Below are 16,420 nucleotides of genomic sequence, written 5' to 3'. Positions count from 1 at the left end.
CCATTGGTCGGTGCTCGCCTCGCACCGGATTATGCCTGGTCGCTCTCCATGGGCTCCAGCAGCCGCCGCGGCTTGAGCAGCGCGCGGCTGATCGGATCCACCGGGTCCGGATCGAGTCCGGGGCCCGGCTCCATGACAACGTCGGCGACCGGCACGATGGTTCCGCACCGGGCGCATTCGCCGTACGGGCCGAGTTCGGTGCCGCAGGCGGCGTGCCGGAAGTAGCGCAGCCGGGCGTCGGTGAAGTGCTCGCGGCCCCAGGTGCCGAGGGCGCGCAGGGTGGGCCACAGGGCGATGCCGCGCTCGGTGAGCACGTACTCGTCGCGGGGCGGCGACTCCTGGTACCGGCGCTTCTCCAGGATCCCCTCCGCGGTCAGCGTCTGGAGCCGGGCGGCGAGGACGGCGCGCGGGATGCCGAGGTGGACGAGGAAGTCGTTGTAGCGCCGTACGCCGTACAGCGCGTCCCGTACGACGAGCAGCGTCCAGCGCTCGCCGACGATCTCGAGCGCGCGGGCGATCGAGCACTCCTGTGTCGCGTAGTCCTTGCCCAGTGCCATGCCCTCCACTGTAGCCACTTTCCGGCTTCAGGTTCAGTCATCGAACCGACCGTGTTACGGTGGCCGGGACAGCTAGGTTCAATGACCGAACTGAGGACTTGCCATGACCGGGCTCGATTCCGCCGCAGTGGGCGAGGCGCGCGAGGCGCAGGGAGTGCGAGAGGTGGCGCGCGGGGCGCGCGAGGCGCAGGGGGCTGGGGCGGGCGGCGCTCATGGATCGAAGCCGGGCGCGGGTGCGATCCCGGACGGGGGCCCGCACCCGGCCCCGCGCTCCGGCCCGCACCCCGGACCGGACTCCACCGCCCCCTCCCCCGTCCGCCCCCGTGCCACCCTCGCCCTGGTCAGCGCGGCGACCGCCGTGACCCTGATGAACTACACGGCCCCGATGGTCACGCTCCCGGGGACCGCGGCCGCCCTGCACACCCCGCTCTCCGGCCAGGCATGGCTCCTGAACGGCACCCCGCTGGGCCTCGCCGCCCTGCTCCTGGTGGCCGGCAGCCTCGCCGACGACTACGGCCGCCGCCGGATCTTCCTCGCCGGCACCCTGGCCCTCGGCCTGACCAGCGCGCTCGGCGCGCTGACCACCACGACCTGGCAGTTCACCCTGGCCCGTATCGCCCAGGGCGCCGCCAGCGCGGCCCTGCTGGCCAGCGCCCTCGGCCTGATCGTGCACGCCTTCCCCACTCCGCGCGGCCGGCTGCACGCGACCGGGGTGTGGGGCGCGTTCGTCAGCGGCGGCATCGCGGCGGGCCCCCTGGTCGCGGCCGCGCTGCCGAACTGGCGCACCGGCTACGGCGTCCTCGGCGCCCTCGCCCTGCTGCTGGCCGCGCTCGGCACCCGTACCCTCGCCGAGTCCCGCGCGCCCCGCGGCGGCCGCCCCGACATACCCGGCGCGCTGACCTTCGGACTCGCCCTGGTCGCCCTGGTCGCGGCCCTGACGCTGGGCCGGGACGGCTGGCTGCGGGCACCGGTGGGCCTGCTCCTGGCGGCGGCCGTGGCGCTGATCGCCGTCTTCGTCGCGGTCGAACGGCGCTCCGGCACCCCGATGATCGACCTGGGCCTGCTGCGCCACCGCCGCTTCCTGGCCTCCTCGGCGGGCGGCCTGTTCACGGGCCTCGCGGTGATCGCCGTCTTCAGCTATCTGCCCTCGGTCGTCCAGCGGACCATGCACCTCTCCCCACTGGCCACCGCCGGTCTGCTGCTGCTCTGGTCCGGTCTGAGCTTCGGCGTCGCCCTCCAGGTCAAGCGCCTGACCGTCCCCCCGCGCGGCCAGCTCGCCCTGGGCTTCGCCCTGCACGCCGTCGGCGCCCTGACCATGCTCGGCGCCATCGGCTCCGGCTCCTGGACCCGGCTGCTGCCCGGTCTGATCATCGGCGGTGTGGGCAGCGGCCTCCTCAACGGCGCGCTGCCGCTCCTCGCCGTCGAGTCCGTCCCCCGCGAACGCGCCGCCATGGGCTCCGGCGCCCAGCAGACCCTGCGCTACATCGGCTCCAGCGTCGGCGTCGCCCTGACCATCGCCCTCGCCACCTCCGGCGGCCACCTCGCCCACGGCACGGACCTCGCCCTGCTGGTCTCGGCGGGCCTGGCGGTGACGGGCGCGATCGGCGTGCTGGTGCTGCGGGACCGGAAGTAGGCCGCTACCGGGGGCGGGCGCTACCTGGGGTCGCTACCGGGGGCGTACCGACACCAGCTTCCCCCACACCGCCATCCGGTACCGGGAGGTGAACTCGGGCGTGCAGGTGGTGAGGGTGATGTAGCGGCCCGGCTCGCGGTACCCGTACCCGGGCCGGACGAGGGAGCGCGGAACGGCCCGTACGACCCCGGAGTCCGTCGCCGAGGTCCGCGGCAGCACGCTGTCCACGTCGTATGTGTACGTCGCCGTCCGCGTCTCCACCTCGATGGCGTCCCCGCGCCGTAGCCGGGGCAGATACCGGAAGGGCTCCCCGTGGGTGTTCCGGTGCCCGGCGAGCGCGAAGTTCCCTTCCTGGCCCGGCTGTTGGGTACCCGGGTAGTGGCCGACGTACCCCTTGTCCAGGACGTCCGCCTTGCCGACGCCCTCCGCGACGGGGACGCGCAGCCCGAGCCGGGGGACGACGAGGACGGCGTACGCCTGGGCGGGACGGGGGCGGACGGCGGTGGCGTACGACGGCCGCCGGGAGGGTTGCGGGACAGCGGGCGCCGGGGTCGCCGGACTTCCCCCGGACGCGGGCGAGTCGGTGGACGGCGGTATGGACGGCGGGATCATGGACGGCGGGCTCCCCCACTCCCGCTCCAGCACCGCTACCTTCCGCTCGGCGCCCTGCCGTGCCTCCCAATTGGTCCACCACAGCTGGTGCACCACCAGCAGCAGGAGCAACACCCCGGCGGTGACCAGCAGTTCGCCACCGCCCCAGAGGATCCGTCGGCGCCGGGCACGCCTGCGCCGATCCCCGTGCCCGACGACCCGGACGCCCGCCGCGGTCCGCATCCGCACACCACCTCCACCACCGGGAGCCGCCCGCACCATAGGCGCGCCACCCTCAACTGGCCAGAGGAGAGGCCGATCTCAGGGGGTGCGCGCGGTGGGCAGCGGAAGGGCGTCCTGGTAGCCGTTGATGGGCCGGGGCACCTTCTTGACCGTACGGGCGTCCAGCGCGACCGCCGCGGAAGAGGTGCCCAGCGTGCCTGCGGGGTGCCAGACGCCGGTGACCGTGACCCAGGTGTTCGCGGGCAGCACCGGACCGCCGTAGACCCGTACCTTCACCGACTGGGCGTCCGCCGCACAGCAGTTGATGATGATCCGGGTGAGGTCCCAGCTGCCCTTACCGTGCGGTGTGACGATGCCGGTCATCAGGACGGTGCGCCCCTTGATGGCCCGCGCGCGGTCCTGCTGGACCCGGCTGGTGAAGTCGGACAGGGTCATCGGCAGCGGGGAGATGGCGGCCAGCGGCGCGAACTCGCTCTGCTGGGCGACGGGTTTGGGCGGCTGCCGGGAGGCGGTGTAGGCGCCGAGGGCGGGCGGGGCGTAGCAGAGCAGGCTGAGCGCGGGCAGCAGCAACAGCCAGGCGACGCGGGGCACATGGGAGTGGTCGTGCCCGTGCGTGTCGTACTCCCGCCGCCGCCCCCGCCGATCGAGAATCGCGCTCACGACCCCCAGCAGCACCAGGACGCACCCGGAGGCGATGAGCAGGGGCCGCATGCTCTCCTTGACGTACCGCAGGCACAGGTCGGTGACGAGGGAGATGCGCAGCAGGCCGAGCCCGCACAGCACCAGCAGCCCCGATTGCAGGGTCCGCTTCACAGCAGGGCACCTCCGATCAGCGCGCTGCACGCGACGGCGACGACGAGGGTGGCGGCGGAGAACCGTACGGCGAAGGCCCGCCCGAACGTGCCCGCCTGGAGGGCGATCAGCTTCAGGTCCACCATGGGCCCCACCACCATGAACGCCAGCCGCGCCACCGGCGGGAACCCGGTGAGCGAGGCGGCGAGGAAGGCGTCCGCCTCGGAGCAGACGGCGAGCAGCACCGCGAGGGCGGCCAGGAAGAGCACGGCCAGCCAGGGCGTGCCGGTGAAGGTGGCGAGCACGGAGCGCGGCACGCCGACGTTGAAGGTGGCGGCCGCCATCGCGCCCAGCACCAGGAACCCGCCGGCGTGCAGGAAGTCGTGCTGGAACCCGGCCCGGAACTCGTCCCACCTGCTGTGTCCGTCCTGGTGCCCGGTGTGCCGTACGGCGGGCCGCAGCCACTCGCTGCGCCCGAACCGCAGCCACAGCCACCCCATGGCGACGGCCGTCGCGAGGGAGGCGAGCAGCCGGGCCAGCACCATCGCCGGGTTGCCGGGGAAGGCGATCGCGGTGGCGGTGAGGACGACGGGGTTGATGGCTGGCGCGGACAGCAGGAAGGCGAACGCGGCGGCCGGGGTGACCCCCCGCCCGATGAGGCTGTTGGCCACCGGCACGGACGCGCACTCGCAGCCCGGCAGCACCACCCCCGCGACCCCCGCCACCGGCACGGCGAGCAGGGGCCGCCGGGGCAGCATCCGCCGGAACACCCGCTCGGGCACGAAGGCGTTGATCGCTCCGGACAGGGCCGTACCGAGCAGCAGGAACGGCAGCGCCTGCACCGTCACCGCCAGGCACACGGTCCGCCACGCCTCGACGGCCGGGGCGTCCCCCCACCGCCCGACGAGGAAGAGCAGGGTGCCGGGCACGACGGCGGCCCCGACGAGCAGCAGCGGCCAGTGCCGGGGCAGCGCCCCCGCGCCCTCGCCCTCCGCCCGGGCCGCGTCCAGCCCCTCCCGCTCGGCGTGGACCAACTCCCCCGTCACGCGCATCCCGACCCACGACCCCACGTCCAGATGTCCACACGGACCGGATGTCTGCGTGGATGTCGATGTACGCACAGAAGATAGCGAGTGGTCCTGTGTACGGCGGGCCGGGACGGGGCGAGGCGTGACGTCCCCGGCACCCCCACACACCCACGGACCGGTGGACCGGTATATCCCGACAGCAGCCGTCATATGCGAGATGTCCCTCTCAAGGACCACCCCACCGGACCGCCCTCACGTTTGTCGGCGCCCGGCAGTACGGTGTCCCCCATGCGCCCCGACACGCCTGCCGAGAACGTCGACCACACCGCCGAAGCGGCACGCCTGGAGCGGACCGCCGGCCTGTACCCGGAGGACGCCGAGGCCCTGCTCCTGCGGGCTGCCGCCCACCTGGAGCTGTCCGGCGACCGCCCCGCGGCCACCACCCTCTACGACCGCCTGCTGTCCACCCCGGCCGCCCTGGAGAACCCGTCGCTGGTACGGGCCCTGAAGGCGTCCAACCTCTGGGAGTACGGCCATGAGGCCGAGGCCCGCGCGATCATCGAGGGCATCCGTACGACGGCCCCGCGCGAGCCGGGCCCCTGGGTGATCGTCGCGGAATCCCTGGAGGCCCACGACGAGCTGGAGTCGGCGGAGGAGACGTTCACGGAGGCGGCGCGGCTGCTGCTCCCGGACGCCGCGGAGCCCCCGCAGGCCCTCCACCCCCTGCTCTACGGCCGCCACCGCGTCCGCCGCATGCGGGGCCTGCCGCACGACGACTGGGACACCCTGGCCGACACCCTGCACACCGCGCCGGTCACCCTGGACGAGCTCCATGACCCCAAGCGCGTCTGGTCCCTCGGCTCGGACAACCCGGCCGAGCTGGAGGCCGAGATCTCCCGCCTGCGCACGGAACTGGGCGCCTATCGCGAGGCCCTCTCCCGCCCCTTCCCGGTGGCCGTCCTGCACTGGCCGGCCCCCGAACTGGCCGAACTCCTCTCGGCCTACCCCACCCTCGCCACGGAGTACCCCTCCCACGAGACCCACCTCACGACCATAGAGTCCTCCCTGCGCGAACTCTCCACCTCCGGCACCGGCAACCTCGGCATCGTCACCGGCACGGTCCCCTCCTACGAAGCCTTCGCCGCCTCCGAAGCAACCTCCCCCGACGACCCGACCCTGCTCCCCCAGTACGCAACGACGCTCGCGGCCCGAGGCAGGGCGGCGGCTTGGCCTCCGGGGAGGGGGGCGGGGTGCTGGTGTGGGGAGGGGCGGGGGTACGACACCTGTCACGGCGTCTAGCCCCGCCTGGGGCCCCCGATGCCTATCCATGGCTGCGTTGTCAGTAGCTGCTGTTAGAACTGATCCTGTCGGCACGCTGAGTCGTGCACGAGACGGATGAGGGGGCAGCCGTGGCAGAGCCGATGGACGTGTCGGAGCCGATCGCGGGCGTCTACGAAAAGCTGATCACGCATGACGTGTGTGATCAGCTAGCACGGTTCGAGGCCGCCGGCTGGAAGGCCATCGATGCCGAGGTCAGCGCCGAGTCAGCGCCCCATGTCCTAGCTCGCCACATCGGTGATGCAGTCGGCCAGACATTGGCCCAGCTTCCGGCCGAGGAGCGCGTCAAGGTGGCGAATCGTGTCCTTGAAGCGCTAGCAACGGCAGGGCCTACGGACACGAGCAGTTCGGACGAAGCGTCAAGCAACGCGATTGTCGATGGTCCGCGGCAGCTCTTGACGTTGGCGAAGCAAGAGGCGCCCGGGGTATACGCGTTGCGCCCCTTGACACCGCTGTCCGAGACCTCACTCATCACCAACTCGCCCGAAGACCTGAGCCTTGGCGCCGAACTGAGGGCGGAGCTCGCCACAGCGGACCGCATCGATTTGCTCTGCGCGTTCGTGAAGTGGTATGGCATTCGCGTCCTAGAGAATTCCCTGCGTGCGGCGCGGGACCGCGAAGTGCCCATTCGTGTCATCACGACCACCTACATTGGCGCCACCGACCGCCAAGCGCTCGACCGTCTGGTCCGGGACTTCGGCGCTACCGTCAAGGTCAACTACGAGATCCGCTCCACCCGACTGCACGCCAAAGCGTGGCTCTTTAGGCGAAAGACGGGCTTTGACACCGCATACGTCGGCAGCTCAAACCTGTCGAAGGCGGCTCTCCTCGATGGCCTGGAGTGGAACGTACGGCTGTCATCCGTGGCAACACCTGCCGTACTGGACAAGTTTGAGGCAACCTTCGACGCGTACTGGAACGACCCCGCCTTCGAGAGGTATGACCCCGACCTCCATGACACCCGCCTCGATGAAGCACTGGCTCAAGCGAGCGGGGTCAGCTCCGGCACAGACGTAAAGATCAGCCTCTCTGGCCTTCAGGTGCGCCCATACCACCACCAGCAGGACATGCTGGAACGACTCACTGTCGAGCGGGAGCTTCGCGACCGGCACCGCAATCTCCTGGTCGCGGCAACCGGCACCGGGAAGACGGTGATGGCTGCACTGGATTATCGTGACCTCTGCGCCAAGGAAGGTAGCGCGGCGGCCCGACCGCGGCTGCTGTTCGTGGCCCACCGCAAGGAGATCCTCAAGCAGTCGCTGCGCACCTACCGCGAGGTGCTGGACGATGCATCGTTTGGCGAGCTACTGCACGCAGGGCAGGACCCGCGGGAGTGGAACCACGTCTTCGCCAGCGTCCAGTCCCTCAACGTTCGGCGTCTGGAGCAGCTGGCCCCCGATCACTTTGACATCATCGTCATCGATGAGTTCCACCATGCCACCGCCACCACCTATCGGCGAGTGATCGACCACTTCACGCCGAAGGAACTGCTGGGCCTGACGGCCACCCCGGAGCGGATGGACGGGCTGAACGTCCAGGACGAGTTCTTCGAGGGACGCATCGCTGCCGAGATGCGGCTCTGGGAGGCCCTGGAAAATGATCTGCTCTGCCCCTTTCACTACTTCGGCATCCCGGACGGCACGGATCTGACCAACCTTGGTTGGCAGCAGGGCTCATACACAGACCGGGACCTGGGCAATCTCTACACCGGCAATCACGCGCGCGCCCGAATCGTGGTCAAGCAAATCCGGGACAAGGTCTCCAACCCGGGGGCCATGCGGGCACTGGGCTTCTGCGTGACCAAGGCGCACGCTCGCTTCATGGCCGACTTCTTTCAGCAGGCCGGCCTCCATGCGGTGGCGCTCGACAGTGACTCGCCCGCCGAGGTGCGCTCCCGGGCGCTGGACGACCTGCGGAACGGCAAGCTCCAAGTGATCTTCTCGGTCGACTTGTTCAACGAGGGACTCGATATCCCCGACGTCGACACCCTGCTGCTCCTGCGCCCCACCAACAGCGCCACCGTCTTCCTTCAGCAGCTGGGCCGAGGGCTCAGGCGAACCCCAGCGAAGCCTGTCCTCACGGTCCTTGACTTCATCGGACAGCACCGGGCGGAGTTCCGCTTTGAGGAGCAGTTTCGCGCCCTGACCAATCTGTCCCGAAACCGGCTCCTGGACCACATCCAGCACGACTTCCCTCAACTGCCGTCCGGGTGCCAGATCATCCTGGAGGGCAAGTCGAAGGACATCGTCATCGAGAACATCCGGACTCAGCTGGGTGCCACGGTGAAGACGCTGGTGAAGGAGGTCAAGGATTACGGCACTCCTCGCCTCGCCGACTACCTCCGCGAGAGTCGCCGGGAGATCAAGGAGCTCTACAAGAGCGACAACTCATGGACGACGGTGTTGCGCCGCGCCGGTCTCGTTGACGAACCCGCGTCCCCCGCAGAAGCTGCACTCCTCAAGCGGGTCCATGCCTTCCTGCACGTAGACGATCCAGACCGTGCACTCGCCTACCTGCGGCTTCTCCATGACGATGCGCCGTCATACGAGAACCTGAGCCCAGCCCATCAGTCGTACGCCCGCATGTTGTTCTTCAACCTCTGGGACAACGCAGGTGGCTTCACCAGCTACCAGGAGGGCTTGGAGACGCTGCGTACCCAGCGTGCATTTCGGGATGAGCTCCGACAGGTGTTGGCACATGTCATGGACCAGGCCGACCATGTCCCCCTCCCCCTGACCGGCCATCTGAGCACGGTCCCGCTGAGGGTGCACAGCTCCTACAACCGCTCGGAGATCCTCGCCGGCCTCAACGTCGCCCGCTTCGGTGGCCAGATGCCCCGCTCCTTCGCTCAAGGGGTGCAATGGGTCGAGGACCTGCAAACGGATGCCCTCCTCATCACCCTTGAAAAGAACGAGAGGGACTTCTCGCCCACCATTCGCTATAAGGACTACGCGCTGAGTCAGACACTGTTCCACTGGGAGTCCCAGAACGCGACGGCTGCGAACTCCCCCACCGGCCTGCGCTACCAGCAGCACAAAGAGCGTGGCAGCCACGTCCTCCTCTTCATGCGGCGCTACAAGAACACTGACATCGGCAAGTCTCAGCCCTGGATGCTCCTAGGCCCCGCCACCTACGAGCAGCACACCGGCAGCAAGCCCATGTCCATCACCTGGCGCCTGGAAAACGATCTACCGGCCGACGTCTGGACTTATGCGGCCATCAACGCCAGCTAGTCGAGCATCTTCGATGTCAGTGTGATCAGTTAATGTCAGGGTATGGGCATACCTTCGATCACCCCTGGGCAGCTGACCACCCGAGCAGAGATGGACAAGCTGTTCGGCGGGGGGAGTCAAGGGGGGATCATTCCTTCCAAAACTACCCCAAACATCCTCATTTACGTCGATCACAACAGTGGTAAGAAGTACGGCTACGAGGACGGCTGGCTGGCAGAAGAAGACGAGCTTGGGCCGATCTTCGAGTACACGGGCCAAGGCACCAGTGGAGACCAAACGTTTATGGGCCAGAAGGGGTCTCGAAACGCTGCTGTCCTCTACCACGCGGACCCCGAGAAAGCTAGGGCCCTGCACGTCTTCGTCGCGGAGGGAAGGATCCCTGGCTCGAAGTCCGGCGCCAAGCAGCAGCGGTACATCGGCGAGTTCATCTTGGATGTCGAGCAGCCCTACACCGTACGCGAGGCCCACGGCGAGCATGAAGCACAGCGCCGCATCATCGTTTTCCGCCTACGCCCCAAGGGTGCGTACGAGCGTCTCGCCAAGGATGCCATCACACCCGCACAAGAGACCGTCACACAAAAGGTTCTGGCGTCCGTCGCAGCGACAAGGCTGTCCGAGCCCAGGATGCCCGAGGTGAGGCTGGTCGCACCGAAGAAGGGGCGGGCCTCGGAGAGCAGGCGCGCGGCTCAGCCCAGCGTCATCGCGGAGCACCGCCAGTCGGACTTCTGCGAGTTGTACCTCAAGGAGCTCATCGCGCAAGGGCACGAGGTCTTTGCCTACACGATAAAGATCGCCAACACCACCACCATCCTCAAGACTGATCTCTTCGACGCCACCACGCACGAGCTCTATTCGGTGCGTGGCGAGAGCTCCCGCGATGAGGTACGCGCGGCAATAGGTCAACTCAAGGACTACGTACGGCACATCAAGCCACATCGCCCCAAGCTGACTGCGTTGCTCCCAAAGCAGCCACAGGATGACTTGATAGACCTTCTTCACACAGAGGGAATCGACCTCGTCTATCAGACGGACAACGGCTACACCAGAATCCCAGCCAAGTAAGGTTTCCCGTCGCCCTCTTGGAGTAACCATGCCAACCTCACCAGAGCATGAATACCTCTCAAATGCAGCGCTCCGCATCATGGAGAGCGCGTCAAACTCTGGCCTCTTCGGCTACACCGAAGGCCAGCGCAAGCTCTTCGACTTCTCCTGTGATCTCAAACAAGACTGGTCGAAGGTCATCATAGGGCAGACGCTGTGGAAGCATGGCGGCGACGGAATCGACAAGGATCTCAGAACCCTGCTCAATGAGCGCGATATAGCAGCCGCCGTCTATATCGCGCGCCACGAAAGCAAGCTCCGCTCTCGCTTTGCTGAGGTGACCCAGTCCTACCTCGACACACCGATGCGGGACCGCCTGTCCCGCTTGCGGGTCTTCTGGGTCCCGGCCGACTTCGAGGCCAAGGACGAGAACATCAAGGAGTCCATTTACAACGCTCTGAAGGAAGAGATCACCAAGGATCTCCTCCTTCATGTGACTCTCGGTGGCCTCACCCCGCGTGACGCCACACGCTTCGCCTCTGCCAAGCGCCCAGGGTTGCCGATCGCCATCCTCTCCTACATCAAGAAGCACGGGTACCGAAACAACACCAGAACCGCGAAGGATCTCGACAGAAACCCAAACGCCGTGAAGTACGAGACTGAACGGCTCTTCATACTCGGCTTCCTGGAGAGCGAGAGTCTTCAGGGCGGCATCTACCAAGTCACCGCGAGCGGCCAGGCAATGCTTGATATCTGCTCACGCCTACGCGACTACCTCAAGGGAAACCTTGGCGAGGAGAACACGAACAAAGAACTCGAACACATATGCAGCCTGCTAGACATAGAGTATCCCTCGATACCGATAACAACGCCCCTGGTAGACAAGGACGTCCAACCGCAACTGCAAAACCCCACCTTCCTCCTCTTGCAGCATGTGGCTCAAGCTGATTCAGATGGATCCGTGGACTGGCCTGCCCCTTACTTTGCATTGCCTTCGACCACGGATATTGCGACTGCGAGTTAGCGGAACCCGACACCCGTACGTGCACGCCGGCAGTCATGCCATAGCCGCCACCAGCTCCGCCCTCCCGAACAACAACGCATACCCCCGCGACAGTTGAGACAGCACCTGGTCCGTCAGGTCGGGGCCGATCGCGGTGGAGACCGCGGTCAGGACCGAGCTGACGTCCCAGCGGGCCGTTGCCGGGGTGGAGTCGGGGATCTCGGTGGACAGCGAGTCCACGAATGCGCGGGCCGTCAGGGGGTGGGGGCGGGGGATCTGGGCGGCGATCAGGTGGCCGGCCTCCGGGGGCAGGGACTGGGCCAGGGCGACGCGTTCGTCGCCGGTGAGGTGGGTGCCGAGGGCGGTGAGGACGAGGCGGGTGAGGTGTTCGGCCTGCGCCCGGGTCGGGTAGCCGCCCGTCTCCCGGACAGCCTCGGTCAGGGCCTCCCAGGTGGTCCGCGGCGCGGGCCCCGGTGCCGCCGTGTCCTTCGAGGCCGTTTTCAGGGCGCGCTCCCGCACCCTCGGGTTCTCCCAGGCGGGCTGCGGCGCCGTCGCGTTCTTCCCGGTGGGCCGCACAGCGGGCTTCGGCACCGTCGTGGTCATCGTCATGGCTCCTTCCGCGCCCCTTCCGCGGGGGCGCGCGCGGGTGTCCGGTAAGTCCAGTGGTTCGGTACCCCGTCGCCGTGCGGGTGGATCGGGACGGGTGGGCAAGTGTGCGGGGCCGAACGGGCCGGGGAGGGGCGGGACTTATGGGTACCGCCCCTCCCCGGAGGGGTCAGCCGGCGAGCTGCTTGCGGGAGGGGGTGCCGCCGGTGATCTGGATGCGGCGCGGCTTCGCGCGTTCGGCGACCGGGATGCGCAGGGTCAGGACGCCGGACTCGTACGAGGCGTCGATGCGGTCCGTGTCCAGGGTGTCGCCGAGGAAGAGCTGCCGGGTGAAGGTGCCCGTCGGCCGCTCCGCGACCAGTGGCTGCGCGTCCTCGGGGGCGGGACCCCGGCGCTCGGCGCGGACATTGAGGACGTTGCGCTCGACGTCCAGCTCGATCGTCTCCGGATCGACGCCGGGGAGGTCGAAGTGGACCAGGAATTCGTCACCGGAACGGTAGGCGTCCATCGGCATCGCCGACGGACGAGCGCTGCCACCGAGTGCCTGCTGCGCGAGTCGGTCGAATTCGCGGAACGGGTCGGTACGCATGAGCATCACGGGTCACTCCCTTCTCAAGGTACTGGGTGCGATGCCCTTCGCGTATTTATATAGCGCGCAGCCGGAAAGTTGACAAGCTGCGACTCAAGTTAGGTAAGCGCCGCCGCCTGCGCGTTAGCCTCGGCATCCTCTACGGACATCCGGATACGACGTTCGGATACGACATTCGGAGGCATGCATGGCCAGGGTTCCCAGCGCTGTCGTCGCCGCGAGCGGGCTCGTCGGTGGGTACGGAGTCGCCCGGTGGACGAAGAAGCGGCCGCTCGGCGGGGCCGTACTCGCCGTCGCCGGTGCCGCCGCCGCACAGCAGTGGCGCAAGCAGGCCGGGAACGCCACCGCCGGTGTGCTGACCGCCGCCTATGTCGGCGCCTTCGCCGGCTCCCACCCGCTCGCCAAGAAGATCGGCGCCTGGCCCTCCGTCCTCGGCGTCGCCGGTGCCGTCGCCCTCGCCTCCTGGGCCGTCGCCGACCGCAAGGCCTGAACCGGACAGCCGGAAACAGACCCAGGGCTCAGGCTCACGGCCTGCCCACCGTCGGCGGGCCCTGGGTGCCGGCGCCCGGACCCGGTGACGCCGCCGTACCCTCCGCCACCGCCGTCAACGGCGTCGCCACCTCCTCCAGCGGCCGCCGTTCCGCCCGTACCGCCAGCGCCGCCGCCACCAGGCCCGCCGCGCACATCAGCGCCGCCCCGATGGAGAAGGCCAGGACCGTGTCGCCGACCCGGCCCGTGCCGGTGAGGTCGGCGAAGAGCAGCGGGCCGCTGATGCCACCGGCCGCCGTACCCAGGGCGTAGAAGAAGGCGATGGACATCGCGCGCGTCTCCATCGGAAAGATCTCCGACACCGTCAGATAGGCGCTGGACGCGCCCGCCGAGGCGAAGAAGAGGACCGCGCACCAGCACGCCGTCAGCGTCGTCGCGCTGAGCACACCCCGGTCGAACAGCCACGCCGTGCCGAACAGCAGCAGGCCCGACAGCAGATACGTCGAGGAGATCATCACCCGGCGGCCGACCGTGTCGAAGAGCTTTCCCAGCAGCAGCGGGCCGCAGAAGTTTCCGACGGCGATGACCGCGAAGTAGTAGCCCGTACGGTCCGTCGGCACCGCGAAGAACTTCGTCAGGATCGCGCCGAAGCCGAAGGTGATCGCGTTGTACAGGAACGCCTGCCCGATGAAGAGGGAGAAGCCGAGCACCGCGCGCCTGCGGTACCGCCCGAAGACCGTGTGGGCGATCTCCCGGAAGGTGACGCTCTTGCGCTGGTGGATGGCCAGCCGCGCGTCCGTCGCCGGCAGCCGGATGCCCTTCTCCGCCTCCACCTGCCGTTCGATGCCGGTGACGATCTCCTCCGCCTCCTCGTCCCGGCCGTGGATCAGCAGCCACCGCGGGCTCTCCGGGACGTGCCGTCGTACGAGCAGGATCACCAGCGCCAGTACGGCGCCCAGCGCGAAGGTCAGCCGCCAGCCCACGTTCATCGGCAGCAGGCCGGTGTTCAGCGCCACGATGGACAGCAGCGAACCGCCCACCGCGCCCAGCCAGAAGCTGCCGTTGATGATCAGGTCGACGCGGCCGCGGTAGTGGGCCGGGATCAGCTCGTCGATCGCGGAGTTGATCGCCGCGTACTCACCGCCGATGCCGAAGCCGGTCAGAAAGCGGAAGAGGAAGAACCACCAGGCCTCCCAGGAGACCGCGGTCAGGGCCGTCGCCACCAGATACACCGCCAGGGTGATCATGAACAGCTTCTTACGGCCGTAACGGTCGGTCAGCCGCCCCCAGAACAGCGCGCCCACGCACGCGCCCGCGACGTACAGCGCGGCGGCCGTGCCCGTGATCTGACCGGATGTGATCGACAGGCCGCTGCCCGGTTCGGCCAACCGGCTGGCGATGTTGCCGACGACCGTGACCTCCAGGCCGTCCAGAATCCATACGGTGCCGAGGCCGATCACGATCGTCCAGTGCCAGCGGGACCACGGGAGGCGGTCCAGGCGAGCGGGGATGTCGGTCCTGACGGTCCGCCCGCCGTCACCCCTCCGCCCGCCATCACCCGTCCCGCCGCCATCACCCGTCCCGCCGCCGTCACCCCTCCGGCCACCGCCGTACGACCCACCGCCGTCACCCGCCCGGCCACCGCCGTACGACCCACCGCCGTCGCCCATCCGGCCGCTGCCGTACGACCCGCCACCGCCACCCGCCCGGCCGCCCGCACCGGCCTCCCGGGATGCCCCCGCGGACGCCCCCGCGGACGCCTTCTCGGCTCCTGTCATCGGCTTCCTCCTTGTCGAGGACGCCCCCCGAAGCGGGAGGACGGCAGGACGACGGATACCCCCGCGCCGCCGTTCCAGGCGCCGGATGACCCGCCGTCAGCCACCCACCGCCCGCGACACCGTGAAGATCAGCAGCCCCGCCAGTGATCCCACCACCGTGCCATTGATCCGGATGAACTGCAGATCGCGACCGATGTGCGCCTCGATCTTCCGGGTGGTGTGCTCGGCGTCCCAGCCCGCCACCGTGTCCGTGATCAGCGAGGTGATCTCCGCCCGGTACGTGGTCACGACATGCACCGCCGCGCCCTCCAGCCAGCTGTCCACCTTCTCCTGCATCTTCGGCTCACTCGCCATCCGCGCGCCCAGGGACAGCAGCGCCGACCGCAGCCGCGTCCGCAGCTCGCTGCGCTCGTCCTCCGCCGCCGCGACGATCATCGACCGTACGGCCGTCCAGGCGGACGCGATCAGATCCTGCACCTCGCCCCGGCCCAGCACCTCGCCCTTCAGCCGCTCCACCCGCGCCCGGGTCTCGGTGTCCGACTGCAGATCGGAGGCGAAATCGGTCAGGAAACGGTCCAGGGCGCCACGCGCCGGATGAGACGGCATGTCCCGCATCTCCGCGCAGAACCGCAGCAGCTCCTTGTAGACCCGCTCACCGATCTTGCGGTCCACGAACCGCGGCGTCCAGCCCGGCGCCCCGCCCTGCACCGCGCCCATCACATTGTCGCCGTGCAGCACCAGCCAGTCATGGGCCCGCGAGACCACCAGGTCCACGGCCCGCTTGTGACCGCCGTCCGCGACGACCTTCTCCAGCAGCTTGCCGAGCCCCGGCGCGATCTCCCGGGTCCCGGCCCGCCGGGTGATCGCCTCCCCCACCACCGCCTGCACATCCGAGTCCCGCAACACCGTGAGCGCGCCCCGCAACGCGGTCGCCAGCTCCGCCGTCACCCGGTCCGCGTGCTCCGGCTCGGCCAGCCAGGCACCCAGCCGGGCCCCGACGCCGACGGCACGCAGCCGCTGCCGTACGACATCCTGGGACAGGAAGTTCTCCCCCACGAACTCGCCCAGCGAGACACCCAACTGGTCCTTCTTGGTCGGAATGATCGCGGTGTGCGGGATCGGCAGCCCGAGCGGGTGCCGGAACAGCGCGGTCACCGCGAACCAGTCCGCCAGCGCACCCACCATGCCCGCCTCCGCCGCCGCGGAGACGTAGTCCGCCCACGCCCCGGCGCCCGCGTTCCCGGCCAGCTTGGCCAGGACGTAGACCACGGCGACGAACAGCAGCAGGCCCGTCGCGGTGAGTTTCATCCGCCGCACCCCGCGCCGACGCTCCTCGTCGGCAGGGGTGAAGGCCGTCATCGTCCGGTACGACGACACGGCCGATCCGGCAGTTCCGGTCTCGGTAGGTTCCATCAGCTCCACCCGTTCGGTGATCCCGCGCACAATTGTCCCCTCCTGACCGACTCCCGGAACGGAACAGGAGTTCCCGGCGTCTGTTC

14 protein-coding genes are annotated in these 16,420 nt (G+C 69.0%); 6 read left to right on the top strand and 8 right to left on the bottom strand.

Annotated features, from left to right (window positions below):
• Window positions 1–29: 29 nt before the first annotated feature.
• On the bottom strand, window positions 30–557 hold the full coding sequence (locus AB0N90_RS10845; RefSeq protein ID WP_365194891.1) for a helix-turn-helix domain-containing protein: 528 nt from the start codon (window positions 555–557) through the stop codon (window positions 30–32).
• Between the two features lie 103 nt (window positions 558–660).
• Here AB0N90_RS10845 and AB0N90_RS10840 point away from each other — a divergent pair, with 103 nt between their 5' ends.
• Window positions 661–2,190 (top strand): MFS transporter, encoded by a 1,530-nt coding sequence (locus AB0N90_RS10840; RefSeq protein ID WP_365194888.1) that lies wholly within the window; start codon window positions 661–663, stop codon window positions 2,188–2,190.
• A 33-nt stretch (window positions 2,191–2,223) separates the two neighbouring features.
• On the opposite strand, the gene AB0N90_RS10835 is transcribed toward AB0N90_RS10840, so the two are convergent.
• The 3 genes from AB0N90_RS10835 to AB0N90_RS10825 form a co-directional block, all read right to left on the bottom strand.
• Window positions 2,224–3,024 carry a class E sortase gene (locus tag AB0N90_RS10835; protein WP_365194886.1) on the bottom strand — a complete coding sequence of 267 codons (801 nt, stop codon included), beginning with the start codon at window positions 3,022–3,024 and terminating at the stop codon, window positions 2,224–2,226.
• A 78-nt stretch (window positions 3,025–3,102) separates the two neighbouring features.
• Window positions 3,103–3,837, bottom strand: a complete 735-nt coding sequence (locus AB0N90_RS10830) for a TIGR03943 family protein (protein WP_365194884.1) — start codon at window positions 3,835–3,837, stop codon at window positions 3,103–3,105.
• Window positions 3,834–4,868, bottom strand: a complete 1,035-nt coding sequence (locus AB0N90_RS10825; RefSeq protein WP_365194882.1) for a permease — start codon at window positions 4,866–4,868, stop codon at window positions 3,834–3,836. The genes AB0N90_RS10830 and AB0N90_RS10825 overlap by 4 nt, the downstream gene beginning before the upstream one ends.
• A gap of 264 nt (window positions 4,869–5,132) precedes the next feature.
• On the opposite strand from AB0N90_RS10825, the gene AB0N90_RS10820 reads away from it, so the two are divergent.
• The 4 genes from AB0N90_RS10820 (at window position 5,133) to AB0N90_RS10805 (ending at window position 11,480) form a co-directional block, all read left to right on the top strand.
• Window positions 5,133–6,143, top strand: a complete 1,011-nt coding sequence (locus AB0N90_RS10820; RefSeq protein WP_365194880.1) for a hypothetical protein — start codon at window positions 5,133–5,135, stop codon at window positions 6,141–6,143.
• Window positions 6,144–6,265: 122 nt separating this feature from the next.
• Window positions 6,266–9,415: a DUF3427 domain-containing protein gene (locus tag AB0N90_RS10815; RefSeq protein WP_365195776.1), complete on the top strand. Its 3,150-nt coding sequence runs from the start codon at window positions 6,266–6,268 to the stop codon at window positions 9,413–9,415.
• Between the two features lie 42 nt (window positions 9,416–9,457).
• On the top strand, window positions 9,458–10,477 hold the full coding sequence (locus AB0N90_RS10810; RefSeq protein WP_365194877.1) for a hypothetical protein: 1,020 nt from the start codon (window positions 9,458–9,460) through the stop codon (window positions 10,475–10,477).
• Window positions 10,478–10,505: 28 nt separating this feature from the next.
• Entirely contained in the window at window positions 10,506–11,480 is a 975-nt protein-coding gene (locus AB0N90_RS10805; RefSeq protein ID WP_365194875.1) for a hypothetical protein, read from the top strand.
• Window positions 11,481–11,513: 33 nt separating this feature from the next.
• Here the strand turns inward: AB0N90_RS10805 and AB0N90_RS10800 are convergent, their stop codons facing one another.
• Entirely contained in the window at window positions 11,514–12,068 is a 555-nt protein-coding gene (locus AB0N90_RS10800) for a DUF2267 domain-containing protein (RefSeq protein WP_365194872.1), read from the bottom strand.
• A 166-nt stretch (window positions 12,069–12,234) separates the two neighbouring features.
• Complete coding sequence (locus AB0N90_RS10795) at window positions 12,235–12,660, bottom strand: Hsp20/alpha crystallin family protein (protein WP_365194869.1); 426 nt, start codon at window positions 12,658–12,660, stop codon at window positions 12,235–12,237.
• Between the two features lie 181 nt (window positions 12,661–12,841).
• On the opposite strand from AB0N90_RS10795, the gene AB0N90_RS10790 reads away from it, so the two are divergent.
• A complete protein-coding gene (locus AB0N90_RS10790) occupies window positions 12,842–13,144 on the top strand; it encodes a hypothetical protein (RefSeq protein WP_085564931.1) in 303 nt (100 codons plus the stop codon).
• A gap of 34 nt (window positions 13,145–13,178) precedes the next feature.
• Here the strand turns inward: AB0N90_RS10790 and AB0N90_RS10785 are convergent, their stop codons facing one another.
• Both AB0N90_RS10785 and AB0N90_RS10780 read right to left on the bottom strand, forming a co-directional pair.
• Window positions 13,179–14,921 carry an MFS transporter gene (locus AB0N90_RS10785; protein WP_365194866.1) on the bottom strand — a complete coding sequence of 581 codons (1,743 nt, stop codon included), beginning with the start codon at window positions 14,919–14,921 and terminating at the stop codon, window positions 13,179–13,181.
• A 96-nt stretch (window positions 14,922–15,017) separates the two neighbouring features.
• Window positions 15,018–16,334, bottom strand: a complete 1,317-nt coding sequence (locus AB0N90_RS10780) for a DUF445 domain-containing protein (protein ID WP_365194863.1) — start codon at window positions 16,332–16,334, stop codon at window positions 15,018–15,020.
• Window positions 16,335–16,420 lie beyond the last annotated feature (86 nt).

The organism is Streptomyces sp. NPDC093018 (assembly GCF_040684035.1).
Lineage (GTDB): Bacteria > Actinomycetota > Actinomycetes > Streptomycetales > Streptomycetaceae > Streptomyces > Streptomyces murinus.
The sequence above is the reverse complement of the archived record's forward strand: the minus strand, read 5'-3'. Positions and strand labels throughout refer to the sequence as shown.